This is a genomic window from Streptomyces sp. NPDC048278 (assembly GCF_040652195.1).
Classification (GTDB): domain Bacteria; phylum Actinomycetota; class Actinomycetes; order Streptomycetales; family Streptomycetaceae; genus Streptomyces.
Map to the genome: position 1 here is coordinate 23,211 of NZ_JBEZLP010000063.1, position 13,885 is coordinate 37,095.

The 13,885-nt window shown below is 68.6% G+C and carries 10 protein-coding genes and 1 pseudogene; 10 read left to right on the forward strand and 1 reads right to left on the reverse strand.

Annotated elements, in window-relative coordinates; all coding sequences use genetic code 11:
- The first annotated feature begins 3 nt into the window (after nt 1-3).
- The 6 genes and pseudogenes from AB0D74_RS48935 (at nt 4) to AB0D74_RS48960 (ending at nt 5,286) form a co-directional block, all read left to right on the forward strand.
- Nucleotides 4-1,023: an MqnA/MqnD/SBP family protein gene (locus AB0D74_RS48935; RefSeq protein WP_362602654.1), complete on the forward strand. Its 1,020-nt coding sequence runs from the start codon at nt 4-6 to the stop codon at nt 1,021-1,023.
- A 39-nt stretch (nt 1,024-1,062) separates the two neighbouring features.
- On the forward strand, nt 1,063-2,151 hold the full coding sequence (locus AB0D74_RS48940) for an LLM class flavin-dependent oxidoreductase (protein ID WP_362602657.1): 1,089 nt from the start codon (nt 1,063-1,065) through the stop codon (nt 2,149-2,151).
- Complete coding sequence (locus AB0D74_RS48945; protein ID WP_362602660.1) at nt 2,148-2,678, forward strand: DoxX family protein; 531 nt, start codon at nt 2,148-2,150, stop codon at nt 2,676-2,678. Before AB0D74_RS48940 ends, AB0D74_RS48945 begins: the two co-directional genes overlap by 4 nt.
- Entirely contained in the window at nt 2,675-3,154 is a 480-nt protein-coding gene (locus AB0D74_RS48950; protein ID WP_362602663.1) for an ester cyclase, read from the forward strand. Before AB0D74_RS48945 ends, AB0D74_RS48950 begins: the two co-directional genes overlap by 4 nt.
- On the forward strand, nt 3,151-4,005 hold the full coding sequence (locus tag AB0D74_RS48955; protein ID WP_362602666.1) for a hypothetical protein: 855 nt from the start codon (nt 3,151-3,153) through the stop codon (nt 4,003-4,005). The genes AB0D74_RS48950 and AB0D74_RS48955 overlap by 4 nt, the downstream gene beginning before the upstream one ends.
- A 270-nt stretch (nt 4,006-4,275) precedes the next feature.
- Nucleotides 4,276-5,286 (forward strand): annotated as a pseudogene (locus AB0D74_RS48960) (IS5 family transposase).
- Between the two features lie 35 nt (nt 5,287-5,321).
- Here the strand turns inward: AB0D74_RS48960 and AB0D74_RS48965 are convergent.
- A complete protein-coding gene (locus tag AB0D74_RS48965) occupies nt 5,322-6,272 on the reverse strand; it encodes an SDR family NAD(P)-dependent oxidoreductase (protein ID WP_362602669.1) in 951 nt (316 codons plus the stop codon).
- 1,003 nt (nt 6,273-7,275) lie between these two features.
- Between AB0D74_RS48965 and AB0D74_RS48970 the strand changes: the two genes are divergently transcribed.
- From AB0D74_RS48970 to AB0D74_RS48985, 4 genes are all read left to right on the forward strand, one after another.
- Nucleotides 7,276-8,868, forward strand: a complete 1,593-nt coding sequence (locus AB0D74_RS48970) for a hypothetical protein (protein WP_362602681.1) — start codon at nt 7,276-7,278, stop codon at nt 8,866-8,868.
- A 491-nt stretch (nt 8,869-9,359) separates the two neighbouring features.
- Complete coding sequence (locus AB0D74_RS48975; RefSeq protein ID WP_362602672.1) at nt 9,360-10,607, forward strand: MFS transporter; 1,248 nt, start codon at nt 9,360-9,362, stop codon at nt 10,605-10,607.
- 585 nt (nt 10,608-11,192) lie between these two features.
- Nucleotides 11,193-12,308 carry a sensor histidine kinase gene (locus AB0D74_RS48980; protein WP_362602675.1) on the forward strand — a complete coding sequence of 372 codons (1,116 nt, stop codon included), beginning with the start codon at nt 11,193-11,195 and terminating at the stop codon, nt 12,306-12,308.
- Nucleotides 12,305-12,976, forward strand: coding sequence for a response regulator transcription factor (locus AB0D74_RS48985; RefSeq protein ID WP_362602678.1), 672 nt, complete (start codon nt 12,305-12,307; stop codon nt 12,974-12,976). Before AB0D74_RS48980 ends, AB0D74_RS48985 begins: the two co-directional genes overlap by 4 nt.
- Nucleotides 12,977-13,885: the final 909 nt, after the last annotated feature.

Sequence of the window (13,885 nt, forward strand, 5' to 3'; positions counted from 1 at the left end):
ATCATGCGAACCTCAGGAGCGCGCCTCGCGCGCACCGTGCCGGTCGGCGCCGCCGCACTCGCCGTCTCCGCAGGACTCCTGACCGCGTGCGGCCCCGGTGGAGCCGCAGCCGCCGGCGGCTCGGCGATCACGGTCGCGGTACTGGACGACCCCACGCGGCACATGGCCTTCTGGGCCATCGAGCACGACAAGGTCGACCTGGGAGGCCTCAAGGTCAAGGTCACCTACGTGCCGACCCAGACCGCCCAGCAGGCCTACCAGTCACGGCAGTACGCAATCGTCGAGACCTCACCCGTCGCGGTCGCGCTCGCCGCGGACAAGGGACTGCGCACCCGCATCCTCAGCGCCGGTGTCCAGGACCGGGACGCGACCGTCGTCGATGTCGCGTCCGCCTCGGACATCAAGAGCCCAAAAGACCTCAAAGGCAGAACCATAGCCATCAGCGCGCCCACCGGCAGTTCCACGATCCAGCTGCGCTACGTGCTGGACAAGGCATACGGACTCAAGGCCAAGGAACAGGGCGCAGATGTCAGGCTGCAGGTCACCCCGCCGGACTCCACCCTGACCCTGATGAGCAAGGGCGCGCTGGACGCAGCCGTAGAACTCAACCGGCCCCGCTACCTCGCCGAGCACGACGAGCACCAGCGCCCGGTACTGCACGTCAGCAAGGAAGCGCGGGTCCTCACCGGTGCCGACCCCGTCCAGACCGTGCTGGTCACCTACCCCGACGTGGAGAAGTCACGTGCCGCCGATCTGCGCAAGGTCGTCAAGGCCATGGGCGAGAGCACGGACTACGCGCGCAACCACAAACAGCAGGTGGCCGATTCCGTCGCCGGCGGCAACGCCGGTGACGCGGACTATCTGACGTGGTGGTGGTCCACCTCGGACCTGCGCTACGGCAGCCTCGACACCGACGACGAAGCAGGCGTCAAGGCGTTCTGGACCATGGCCCACGGCGTCGGCCAACTCGCCTCCGAACCGAGACTGGGCACGTTCCGGTCCAGCGCCGCCCCCACTTCCTGACGTCGTACCCGCCATCCAGCCGAAAGGCCGTTCCCCGGCATGGACTTCTCGCTCTACCTCAACCCGCAGACACCCGGGCCCGAGCACGACGCCCGCATCATCCGCGACACCATCGAGGCCGCGGAGTACGCCGACCGCAACGGCTTCCGGTCGATCTGCCTGACCGAACACCACTTCAGCAACTACAACACCTACGCCGATCCCTTCCTCTTCGGCTCGCACCTCGCGGCCAGACTGCGGCAGGCATGGGTGGTGCTCACCGTCGCCACGCTTCCGCTGCACCACCCCATGCGCTTCGCCGAACAGGTCAACCTGCTCGACCAGCTCACGGGCGGACGCCTCGTCGTCGGCATAGGAGCAGGCGGTTCCTCCATCGAGTTCGACGGCATGGGCCGGCCGCTCGGGACCCGGCACGCCGCCCTCTCCCGGCACCTGGACCTGGCCCGGCAGGCCTGGGCGATGCGCATGGGCGACCCACCCCTGGACTGGAACACCCCACACGACGCCGGCACCGTGCACGCCCGCGTCATGCCCGCGCCCCACACACACGGCGGCCCGCTCCTGGCCCGCGCCGCGCTGTCCGAGGAGAGCACCGTCGCCACCGGCAAGGAAGGCCTGGCCCTGCTCATGGGCCGCTTCGGCCCCGAGCACGCCGAACGCCAACTGCGCATCTACACCGATGCGTTGACCAGTGCGGGATACGACGACGAGCACGTCGGGCGCTGCCTGCACTGGACCGGGCTGGCCAAGATGATCCATGTGGCCGAGGACGACGCCACCGCCCGCGCCGAGGTCGAGCCGCTCGTCGACTCCTACATCGAGGCGGCGAACTACTCGCGCTCTGCCGACCGGGCCGAGGCCGGGGTCGCCCAGGCCGCCCGGTCCGCCGCGGAGAAGGGCTCCGGCATGATGCACGAGAAGGACGACTACCTGGAGCGGGCCGTCATCTACGGCGGCCCCGAACGCGTCGCCGAACAGCTCGCCGCCTACCAGCGCATCGGACTCGGCCACCTGATGCTCTGGTTCAGCTGGGGTTTCATGGACCATGACACGGTGATGGGCTCCATGCGGCGCTTCGTCGACAAGGTCGTGCCCGTCTACCGGGACATCACCGGGGACCGGTCATGAACGCGGACCTGGACGTGGGACTCCTCGTCCTGCGTCTGTCCTGCGGGGTCATCCTCGCCCCGCACGGCCTGCAGAAGCTTTTCGGCTGGTTCGACGGCCCCGGCCTCGACCGCACCGAGGCCTACTTCGCCGGCCTCGGGTTGCGGCCCCCGCGGGCGCACGCCGTGCTGGGCGGTCTGTGCGAGTTCGGCGGCGGACTGCTGCTCGTCCTGGGCCTGTGCACTCCGCTCGGATCGGCCGTGGTCATCGGCACCCTGATGGTCGCCGTCGGCACGGTCGCTGGCAAGCGCGGCTGGTTCGCCAACACCGGCGGAGCCGAGTTCCCGCTCACCCTGTGCCTGGCGGCCTGGGCATCCGCGTTCACCGGACCGGGCCGTTACTCCCTCGACCACCTGATCGGCCTGGACCTCGCAGGCATCGCTGCGGGCCTGGCCGCCCTCGGCCTCGCCGCCGCGGCCGCCCTCGTCACCCTCGCCACCCGCCGCCCCCCGGCGGCCACCGACGAACAGACCAGGAGCACGACATGACCTCACCCGACCACGACGTCGTCGAACGCAACAAGGCCACCTTCCTCCGCCTTCAGGAGGAGGTGATCGTGAAGGGGCGCCTGGACCTCGTCGAGGAGATCTTCGCCCCCGACTTCATCACCGCGCGGGCTGGCACCGCAGCTCTGATGATCTCCCGGAACCGCCCCCCGTACCCGCAGTCGGGCACCGTGTACGAGCGGTTCATCACCGGCTGGAAACACATGACCGAGACCTTCTCCGGCCAGCAGCGCACCATCGAGGCCATCGGCGGCGAAGGGGACACCGTCTGGGCCCGCTGGCGCATCAGCGCGGTACACACCGGCGACTTCCTCGGCGTGCCGCCGACCGGGAAACGCCTGGAGTACACGGAGGTCGGGTTCGTCCGCTTCGACGCCGACGGCCGGATCCGCGAAGGCTGGTTCCTGTGCGACGAGGTCAACCTCGCCCGCCAGCTCGGCCTGTCCCTGATGCCATGACGAGCACACTGACCGTGGCAGTCTTCCCCGGTGCCGGTGACGTGCATCTCTACCACGCTCTCGACTCCGGTCACTTCGTACGGGCAGGTCTGGACGTCCGGCTGGTCGAGGTGGCCTCCTCCGACGAACAGAACGCCGGCTGGGACGACGGCAGCTTCGACGTGCTCCACACGTCCCCCGACCATCTCCTGAGATCACGCACGAGAGACCCCGTGGCCGTAAGGGCCGAAGGCATCGGTGAACTCGCTGTCTACCGCTCCTGCAAGGAGCCAGCCCCGGACGACAGGTGGGCGGTCGACAACCCGGGCAGCGCCTTCGCCTTCGTCCTGCGCGCCGTGCTCGCCGATGTCGCAGGCATCCCCGTCACGGACGGCCAGTTGGTCGCGGTGGGCGGCACTCTCCAGCGCCATCAGGGGCTTCTCGGCGGCACGGTGGACGGGACAACTCTTCATCCGCCCTTCGACGTCCTCGCCGCGGACCGGGGATTCACCCGCGTCGGCGGCCACTTGGACGTGTCCCCCCGCCTGCTCACCGTCGTGGCTGTCGTGCCCCGGGACCGGGCGGCGGACCCGCACATCCGCTCCTATCTCGCGGTCTGCCGCGCAAGCACGCAGGAACTTCTCGCCTCCGGCGCCGCAGGCATCGAGCGGGCCCTCGTACGTCATGGCTGGGACACGGCCGGAGCCAGGGCCGCGGTCCCCGGCCTCCTCGGCCCCGCCGGTCTGCGGACCCCGCCCCAGGTGGCCCTGGCCGGCCTGGAAGCGGTAGCGTCCCTGCGCCGCCGCTTCGGCCCTGCCCGGCAGACGCAGCCCTCCCTGGTAGAGCTCATAGGATACGACGTACGAAGCTGACCCTCGGTGCCACCAATGGGTTCCGCACGACTCTGGTATCCCGGCGGACAAGATCCGCAGGCCCATTCGTGTCGTCGCCGGCGGCTCCCGCTGTCGGCGAAGTCCGGGGAGTCGCCGTCGAGAACGGAGGTGCAACGCCTGCCGGAGCCGGGGCAGGTGCTGCACCCGCGGTGGCAGCGAGCCCGAGACCCCTAGGGCCTGTGTGATGTTGTGATCAATCTTCGGATCCCGTCCCCGTATACGGGGACGGGATCCGGTAGGACGCTGGGTATGACGCGCAGGCAACTCACCGACGAGCAGTGGAAGTTCATCGAGCCCTACCTGCCGATCGGCGGGTTCGGCCCGTACCCCGGGCAGCTGCGGATGCAGTTTGAGGGGGTGATCTGGCGGTTTAGGTCCGGCGCCCAGTGGCGGGAGACGCCCGGCGAGTTCGGTCCTTGGCCGACGGTCTACGGCCGTTTCCGGGTCTGGAGGGACGCCGGCGTCTTCACCGCGCTGCTGGACGGCCTGATCGCCGAGGCTGCCCGCCAAGGGAAGACGGATTTGTCCCTGGTCAGCGTGGACTCCACCACCGCCCGTGCCCACCACGATGCCGCCGGGATGCGCATCGGCAAGGAGGTCATGGACGCTCTGGAGGAAGCCGCCGCCGAGCAGGAGAAGGCCCGGCAAAAGGGGGCGGCCCGCCGGAGCAGAACGGACAGGGCATCGGTAACAGCCCCGAGCAGGAAGAGCGGCGCTGTATCCGGCGACAGCGCAAACTCCGTTTGAAGGAAGCCCTGCTCGGCAGGTCCCGGGGCGGGTTGACCAGCAAGGTTCATCTCGCCGCGGACCGCAAGTGCCGTCCGTTGTCGCTCGTGCTGGCTGCAGGGCAGGCCGCTGACAGCCCGCAGTTCGTCCCCGTGCTGCAGAAGGTGCGGGTGCGTCTGCCCGTCGGCCGCCCCCGCACCCGCACCCGACGCGGTCGCTGCAGACAAGGCCTACTCGCCCCACGGTATCCGGTCTTACCTGCGGGAACGCAACATCAAGGCGGTCATCCCGGAGAAGAAGGACCAGGCCGCCAACCGGAAGAAGAAGGGTATCCGGGGTGGCCGGCTCGTGAACCACGACGTTGATCTTTACAAGGAACGCAACACCGTCGAGCGCCTGATCAACAAGGTGAAGGCCTGGCGGGGCATCGCGACTCGATACGACAAGACGCCCGAGAGCTACCTTGCCGGTCTCCATCTCCGCGCCTCGACGATCTGGCTCAACTCCCTCCTGGAGGCAACTGGTTGTGACTGAGCGTCCCGGCCGGCGGGGTGGACGCGGCTGCGCGCCTACCGGAAGCCGAGGTGCGGATCGGTGCCGGCCAGATCACCGCTGGCGGCCCACAGGCGAGCAGCGATAGCTGGATCGGCCATATGAGAGGGGACGGGCTCACGCCGTGGTGTGCCACGCAGGCCGAAGACCCTCGGCCCCCACAGCTGTCCTCCCTGCATCTCCGAGTCGAGGACGGCACGGAGGACGGGCCATGCTCCGGCGTCCTTGCCCTGCACCAAGAGCCCCGCGGGCAAGGCGCGCAGTCGCTCGCCGGGGGTGGTCACGCTTACCGGCGGGCGGGACGGGGTGAGGGAGTCCAGTGCGCCGCCGGGGTGGGCCACCACACTGAGCACGGTGCTGCCGACGGCGCGCAGGCGGCGATCGAGTTCGAAGCCGAAGCACATCTGAGCCAGCTTCGATCGGCCGTAGGTGCGCTTGGGCCGGTAGTCCTGGGTCGACTGCAGATCGTCCAGGTCCAGTCGCTCGGACCGTGCCGCGAAGCTTCCCACCGTCACAATGCGGCCTGCCGACGCCGCGGACAGCAGGGGCGCCAGCTGCTGTGTGAGCGCGAAGTGGCCAAGATGGTTGGTGGCGAACATCAATTCGTGGCCGTCCTCGGTCTCTCGGCGCGGCGGGTCGTCGAGCGCGACCCCTGCGTTGTAGACCACCGCGTCGAGATGATCGAGGTCCAGCCTATCCACGGCGGTCTTCAGGGACGACAGGTCGGCGAGGTCGAGTTGAAGGTGCCGTACGTGAGCGCCTGAGACGCGCGAGCGGATCGAGTCCATGGCGGCGTCGGCCTTCGTGGCGTCCCGGCTGCCGAGTACGACGACGGCACCGGTGGCGGCGAGCTGCTCCGCGACGAAGTAGCCGATCCCGGCGTTACCCCCGGTGACCAGGAAGGTCCTGCCCTCGGCAGACGGCAGCCGGCGAACGTCCCACGGCCGACTTTGGGATGCGGAAGACATGATGACAGGCTCCTTGCGCTCGGGGGGCAGCGTGCTCACGGGGGAGCACCAACCCGCCCAAGCTCGCACCCTCCACCGACAAACCACCGACAGATCACGGTTCACCGCCGACAGACTTCCGACACCCCTCCGGGCAACTGCAGAGACCGAAAGGCCGCTACGCCGCACCCGGCGCAGAACTGACCGCGAGCCCCGCCAGGTGAAGCACTCAGTGGCCAACTCGGGCGCTCAGCCATCCTGATTGATCACAACCGCACACAGCCCCTAGGACGGATGTCCTCGCGCGGAGTCTTGGCACCGAATCCCGTCACAGTCCTACAAACGGATGCCTTTCCGGGAGCAGGCGCAGCCGGTGTCGATCCTGCGCGGGCGGACCAGGGCAGCCGCCGTGAATCGCCCAGCAGGCGGAGAGGGCCGGCCTGGATGTCGTCACCGTCCGGCACCGCTCGTACTGGTCGGCGTTTTATTACACCTGGACGCTGATCAGCTGCACCGTCGGCGCCCTCGGAGCAGTGCCGCCTTCGTGCTCACGGTCGTGGACCTTCCGCTCAGCCCGTCCGCGGTGCTCGCGGAGTCCGCGGCCGGTTTCGGCCGGCGCTCCCGGAGGAGCCGGCTCGGCGCCGGCGCCTTCCGGCACGCGATCGCGGCCCTGGAGCCGGGAGCTCCATGCGATGCCCCGAGGTATCTGCCCCGGACGACGCGGGAGGGCCTCGTGGCCGTGAGCGTCGTATGGGGGCCGGCGGCGGTCGGATCCTCAGTCCGCTGCCAGTAGACACTCTCATGACGCACCGATCGGCAAGCGTGGACGGCTCCCGCCGGCCCCGGAATCGGCCGAACGGCCGAGCTGCAGCCCGAGGGACCGGCCTGGTCATGGCCTATCGGCCGAAGTGGGGGCTTGGGCACAGAACCGAAGCTTGCTGCGACCGACCCGCCGAGTTCCAGCAGGATTCCCGTGACCCAAGCAACTGCCTTTGCCGAGCCCGCTGCCAAGCACCCCATACCCGTGGCCCCCCGGGCCGCCCGCTGGCGGCACCACCGTACTCCGCTGTTCGCCACCCTGGCCGTACTGCCGCTGTACGTGGTGTGGTGGATCTGGCTTGCCACTGGTGGCGGCGACCTTGCCGCGCAAGAGGCCTGGGCGCAGTTCGTCGCACGAGACGGCGGATCGGCCTACAACCTCTCCTGGTTCGGTGGCGCGCACGTCGTCAATTACAGCGTGCTTTCCCCGTACCTGATGGCGGGTCTCGGGGTGCGTGTGGTGAGTGTCGTCTCCGGACTGGCGGCCACGTGGCTGACCGCTGTCCTTCTGCTGCGCTGCGGAGCGCGGCGGCCGCTGGGCGCGGCTCTGGTCGCCGCGCTGATGTTGTGGTGCGATGTCGCGGCGGGACGAACGACATTCGCGCTTGGCGTCGCGATAGGGCTCGCTGCCTGCGTGCTTGTGACCCGGCACAGAGGTGTTCTCCCTGCGAGCGCGTGTGCGGCAACGGCGGCAATGTCGAGCCCGGTCGCCGGATTGTTCCTGGTCGTCGTGGGGGCTGCGTACCTTGCCGTACGGGACTGGGGAAGGGCTGTCGCTCTCCTCGCGCCGCCGGTGGCCGTTGTCGCCGCCACAACCCTCTTCTTCCCCTACTACGGACAGCAGCCGATGCCGTTTTTGCGGCTGCTGGCACCGGTGCTGCTCGGCCTTGCGGTCACCGTACTGGCCCCCACATCCTGGCGAGTGGTCCGGTGGACAGGTTTGCTGTACGTGGCGGGGGCCGTACTCGTGTATCTCATCCCCTCGCCCATCGGTACGAACGTGGAGCGGCTCGCCTGGATCTTTGCCGCGCCCGTCCTGTTCGCAGCGTGGTCCGCCACGCCGAGCCGGGCCCGGGTGCGACGCCTGGCCCTGATCGTGGGGGTGGTGCTGTCGATCTGCTGGGTGGTGCCGGGGATGATCGTCAGCCGTATGGGAGGAGATCCCGTACCGGCCTGGGCCAGCCACACCGACGGTGTGATCCACGCTCTTGAGGATCTCGGAGCCGACCGCACTCGCGTGGAAGCCGTTCCGGCGCAGGACCACCGCGAGGCGTCCGTACTCGCCGCACATGTCACGCTGGCCCGGGGCTGGAACACCCAACTGGACATGCGGCGCGGGCGCCTCTTCTACGACGGTTCCTTCTCGGCGACGGCCTACCGTTCCTGGCTGCACCGTTGGGCCGTCGGCCTCATCGCCCTGCCGGCCACAGAGCCGGACCGGTACGCCAGACAGGAAGCCCGTCTCCTGCGGGAGGCTCCGCCGCACTGGTTGCGCCCCGTGTGGCACGACGCCTACTGGCAGGTCTTCCGGGTCCAGAACGCGACCCCGATGGTCTCCGGGGCCGCCCGGATCATCCGTATGACGAGTGCCGAAGTGGACCTGAGAGTGCCGACACCTGGCTCGGTGAGCCTCCGAGTTGTGTATTCGCCCTGGTTGCACGTGGACGGCGGCTGCCTCAGCCGTGACGGCGAATTCACGACGCTGACAGTGGCCACGCCCGGTGAATACCGGATCGGATCCAAGTACGCGGATGTTGCGGAGGGTCCCGCCGAATGTGCCGCAACCGGGCACCACTGACGGCGGAGCAGACCGCCGGCGATCCCGTCGGACGAGATTCCTGCGGACCGCCGGGCCGGGAGCCGCTTGCTCCGGGCAGGTGAGTGCCACGCGTTCTTCGCGGACGGGCCTCCGTCGGTTTTCCCGGCGATGTCTCCTGCGTGCGCTCGGCGTGGCTCAGTCCGGTACGGCGGATTCGGGACACGCCGAAACGGCCTGTCCACACGTCCTGCGGGCTCTTGACTTCGGTAGGGACACCTCTTTACCCTCCGGTGTGTACAACGTTGTACGTGATATCGCCGGTCCCCTCGCGGCTTGTTCGTCGCGAGTGCGGGTAGCCCCGAGCAGAGCCTCCACAACGTCTGGTTCGGCCCCGGTCGCCAAGTGCTGAGCCATCTGGAGACTTGCATGGTCGTGACTGTCCCCGTCCGTCTGCCCGCAGGCGGACGCGCTGCCCCGGACCAGGCCTTCCGGCTCGTGGACGAGACTGCCGAAGCAGGGCGTGACTAGCGGTGCCGGTCGCCTCTGCCTACCGGGAACTTCTGCGTGTGCCCTCGGTTACCTGGCTGCTCGCCACTTCAATCGTGGGGCGGTTCAACCAGGGCATGACCGGGCTGGCGCTCCTCCTGCTCACGACGCAGCACGCCAGCTACACGGTGTACAGCATCGTCTCCGCAGCCAATGCGGCCGGCAGTTTCATCTCCGGTCCGCTGCTGAGCCGGCTGGCCGACACGCACGGCCGACGCGGCGTGCTCGCCTGGACCGCCGTGTCGTACGCGGTGACCATGGCGGTCTTCGCGGTGACACCGCCGCGTCCGGAACTGCTCGTGTGCCTCTCCTTTCTGGCAGGCTTGTGCACACCGCCGATGCTCTCGGCGGTCCGCGCCGCCTTGCCGGCCCTCCTGCCCGCAGAACTGAGGAGAACCTTCTTCGCCGTCGACGCGACGGCACAGGAACTCGTCCTGGTTCTCGGCCCCACGGCCACGGCTGCGCTTGCCGCAGTCGGCGGGCCGAGGCTGGCCGTAGCGGCATGCGGAGGTCTCGTACTCGCCGGGACTCTTGCCTACGTGCGGGACCGCAACGCCGAAGCCGGACGGTCGACCACGCCGCGCGTCAAGGGCGAACTGCCCCTCCGGGGCCTGGGGCTTCCTCGCCTGTGCACAGCTGGTGCCCTGCTCACCTGCGCGCTGGGGGCACAGGTCGTCGGCGTGGTGGCCCTCGTAAGCGGTCAGCACGCATCGGCGGGAGCCGGACTCGTCCTCTCGTGCGGGAGCTTCGGATCGCTTCTGGGAGGGGTGGCTCACGGCCTGCGCAGAGGCCGCAGAGTGCGGCTTCGGTATCTGATCCTTTACGTGGCGGCAGGGCTGGCAGCCCTGCCACTGGCTCCCAACACGGCCGTACTGGCGGTCATCTTCTTCTGCTCGGGCTTTGCGGTCGCTCCGACCCTGTCGACACTGTTCGAATGGCTGTCCGAGAGGGCGCCGGAAGGCAGCGCTGCGGAGGTCTTCGGCTGGGTGGGCAGCATCCTGTTGGTGGGAAACGTACTGGGCACAGTTCTCGGTGGGGCGCTGGTATCGGCGTACGGCGCTGCTTTCCCGAATGTGGCAGGATGCGGACTCGCTGTGCTCGCAGCTCTGTTGTGCGAGAGGAAGAGCGACTCCGGGGGACACCCCGCCGGTCTGCCTGCGGTTGCCGAGGGCGGTCCATCTCGTCTGGAGCCGGGATACGACCGCTCGCCACAGCCCCCGGCGCGGCCGTGATGCAGCCTGTTACGCGTTCGGGTCAGCCTTCGCCGTTGCCCTCATCTCCGCGAAGGCCGATGGAGTGCCGGTGGCCTGTTCTCCAGCCCGTCGAGGAACGGACTCACTACAGCGACAACCGCTGCGTCCTCGGAATTGGCCAGGCGGAGACGGGCCGAGGCGCTCTCGCCGCCATCGCCATCGCGGCCTCCGGTTCCTCCCCCCTGGGCGGTCGGAGCATCAACACCGAATTCGGCCGTGGCCTGTTCTCCCGGACGCCTCGTTGTACGCATGGTCCTTGTACCGGCCCTGGTGCACCAACTCGGCCTCTCCCATTGGAAGTTGCCTCGATGGCTGGACAAGGGCCCGCCGGAAGCCGCTCCCAGTGCTCTCGGTGATCCGCAGGTCGTGGGCGAAGGGGAGTGGGAGGCACCGATTGGCTCTGAACGGCACATGTCCACAGGCACATGAGTAAGGATGCGGGCGGGCGCCAAGACGAGATCATCGCCTCGCACGCCCGCCTACGGTGAAAGAGCGCGAGGGATGTTGAATCGTGCGCAGCGTTGGCTCGCCGCCCATGATCGGGCCAGGGACACCGTCCCTGCGGTGCTGGTCCTCCTTGTGGCACTGGCCGCGACCGCCGTCACGGACGCCGGCTGGTCGTGGCCGAGGCCAGGGGCGGTCGGCTGGGTCGCCCTGGCCTGCCTCCCGTTGGTGTTCCGCAGCCGGGCGCCGTTTGCCGTGGCAGCCGTGGTTGTCGCTACCGAACTCGTCGCCGAACTTGTCGCAAAGAACACCACGATGATTCCAGGGGCGAGCCTGGTCGCGGTATACACAGTGGCCTCCCTGCGCCCTCGGCGTACGGCCTGGCTCACCGGGAGCGTGGTGGCTGTGATCATCGCGGTCTGCGGCCTGAGGGTGAGCGGCGAGACCGCTGTGTCCGTCCAAGCCCTGGTGCGATTCGACGTGCTGATCCTGGTCACAGCAGTCGGAGACGCCGTACGCAGCCGCCGTGCCCAGCTGGCCGCGGCGGAACGACGGGCCGTGCGCGCCGAACAGACCCGGGAAGAGGAGGCCCGCCGCCGCGTCACAGAGGAACGCATCCGTATCGCCCGCGAACTGCATGATGTCGTGGCCCACCACGTCGCCCTCGTGAACGCCCAGGCGGGTGTGGCCCAGTACCTGGTGCGAACAGACGCGGAGAAGGCCTATCGGGCGCTGGGCGACATCAAGGAGACCAGTCATGCCGCTCTGGAAGAACTCCGCTCCACGGTCGGGCTGCTGCGCCAGCCCGACGATGCGCCGCCCTCCCTGACTCCGGTCCCGGACCTGGACGACCTGGACAGCTTGGTCGAGAGCTTTCGCCGGGCCGGCATGACGGTGGAGGTGACCCGCACCGGAGACCGGAGGCCACTCGCGTCGGCCGCCGGTCTGGCGGCCTACCGCATTGTTCAGGAGGCCCTGACCAACACCCACAAGCACGCGGGGACCGCGACCGCCAGCGTCACGCTTGCCTACGGCACGGAGATGCTGGAGATCACCGTGGCTGATGACGGCAGCGGCACCGCACCGCCTGGCCTCGGCACCGGCCACGGGCTGATCGGCATGCACGAGCGTGCCGCAGCCTTCGGCGGCACCCTCACTGCGGGCCCCTGCCCACAGGGAGGTTTCCGCGTCCACGCCGAACTCCCGTTTCCATCCCGCCCGAAAGACAATCGATGACCATTCGTGTGCTGCTCGCCGACGACCAGGCACTGCTCCGCGGCACCTTCAGGCTGCTGATCGACAACGAACCGGACATGGAGGTCGTAGCGGAGGCGTCCACCGGACGCGAAGCCGTGGAACTGGCCCGCACTCAACGCGTGGACCTGGTCCTGATGGACATCCGGATGCCCGAACTCGACGGTATCGCCGCCACCCGGCTCATTGGTGAGGACGACGATCTGGCGGGGGTCGGAATCCTGGTCCTGACGACCTTCGAAGACGACGAGTTCATCTTCGAGGCGCTGCACGCCGGTGCCAGCGGCTTCCTGGGCAAGGGCATCGACCCCGCTGAACTGCTTGACGCGATCCGGGTGGTCGCAGCCGGAGAAGCCCTCCTGTCCCCTGCCGCGACGCAGAAGCTCATCGCCCGCTTCCTGTCCCAGCCGACGGCCGGACGAGTTCCTGTGACGGGCCGTCTGACCAGCTTGACCCCAAGAGAACGGGAGGTCGTAGTCCTCGTGGCGACCGGATTGTCCAATGACGAGATCGCCGAACGGCTCTTCATCAGTCCGCTCACGGTCAGGACCCACGTCAATCGGGCCATGCTGAAACTCGGTGCCCGAGACCGTGCCCAACTCGTCGTCGTCGCCTACGAGACAGGCCTGGTCCGAGCCGGAGGTATCTGACATCCGAGGCGGCCAGGCGACCGCCGAACTCGCCTGCATCGAGGGCCACGCGAGCCGAAGGAACCACCGTCTTTGTCGACCGCGACATGGATCTCGCCGTGAGTCAACGAACACATCCCTGTCCTGGACGCGGGCCGGGTCCTCGCCGCCTTCGTCGAGACCGAGTACGGCCACGACGGTGCTGTTGACCGGACGGCGACCGTTTTCAGCGCTCGACATGATCGATTGTGGTGTCGGAGCCCGCATCGCCGGGCCACATCAGACCCGCCACCGGCTCCCGGACCCGCCCCGGCCATGGCCGATGAAGCCTGTCAAAGGGTGGTGGCCGAAGATCTTCTTCCAGGTCGCCGTGGCGTCCTGTCTCTCGAAGTGCGCGATCACGAGGACACCGCCGATGCCGACGGTCGCTCGTCCGCCGGCGTCCGGCGCTCGATGCCTGGCCAGCTGCTAGACCCATGCGTGCACTTCGGCACGATCCGAGCGGAGCACGCCCAAGGCCTGCGTCCCGTCCTGGGCGAGTGTGCCGGTCAGGCGCGGGACGGCCAGGGCGGAAGCCGCCTCGAACACAGCTGGCTCCGCCCGCAGCGGGTCGCCACCGGCTGGAGAGTCACCGCCGAGTGTGCCTTGGCTGACGCCGGAGTGGTGACCTATAGCGATCAAACCGCTCTCAAGTGTTACAGGACTGAGGGCTTGTGTGACATAAGGCCTGGTGGGATGCCCCCTGAAGAGGAAATGAAGCATTTCCTGCACTTGTGTTAGCGTGGGATTCAGCGGTCCTGAGAACGGTCGGCGAACCGGCCGGGAGAACTCTCTTCTCAGTCCTGGGGCGCTGTGTACGGAGCGGTCGTTTCGGTGATCGCTGGTCCATCGCAAGATTGGTTTCGAGATCATGGGAAAGCTCAGCGGTAA

What these genes read in the sequence shown, in the direction of transcription:
- AB0D74_RS48935 (WP_362602654.1), top strand. Translation starts at nt 4, where the DNA reads ATGCGAACCTCAGGAGCGCGCCTCGCGCGCACCGTGCCGGTCGGCGCC.
- AB0D74_RS48940 (WP_362602657.1), top strand. Translation starts at nt 1,063, where the DNA reads ATGGACTTCTCGCTCTACCTCAACCCGCAGACACCCGGGCCCGAGCAC.
- AB0D74_RS48945 (WP_362602660.1), top strand. Translation starts at nt 2,148, where the DNA reads ATGAACGCGGACCTGGACGTGGGACTCCTCGTCCTGCGTCTGTCCTGC.
- AB0D74_RS48950 (WP_362602663.1), top strand. Translation starts at nt 2,675, where the DNA reads ATGACCTCACCCGACCACGACGTCGTCGAACGCAACAAGGCCACCTTC.
- AB0D74_RS48955 (WP_362602666.1), top strand. Translation starts at nt 3,151, where the DNA reads ATGACGAGCACACTGACCGTGGCAGTCTTCCCCGGTGCCGGTGACGTG.
- AB0D74_RS48965 (WP_362602669.1), bottom strand. Translation starts at nt 6,272, where the DNA reads ATGTCTTCCGCATCCCAAAGTCGGCCGTGGGACGTTCGCCGGCTGCCG.
- AB0D74_RS48985 (WP_362602678.1), top strand. Translation starts at nt 12,305, where the DNA reads ATGACCATTCGTGTGCTGCTCGCCGACGACCAGGCACTGCTCCGCGGC.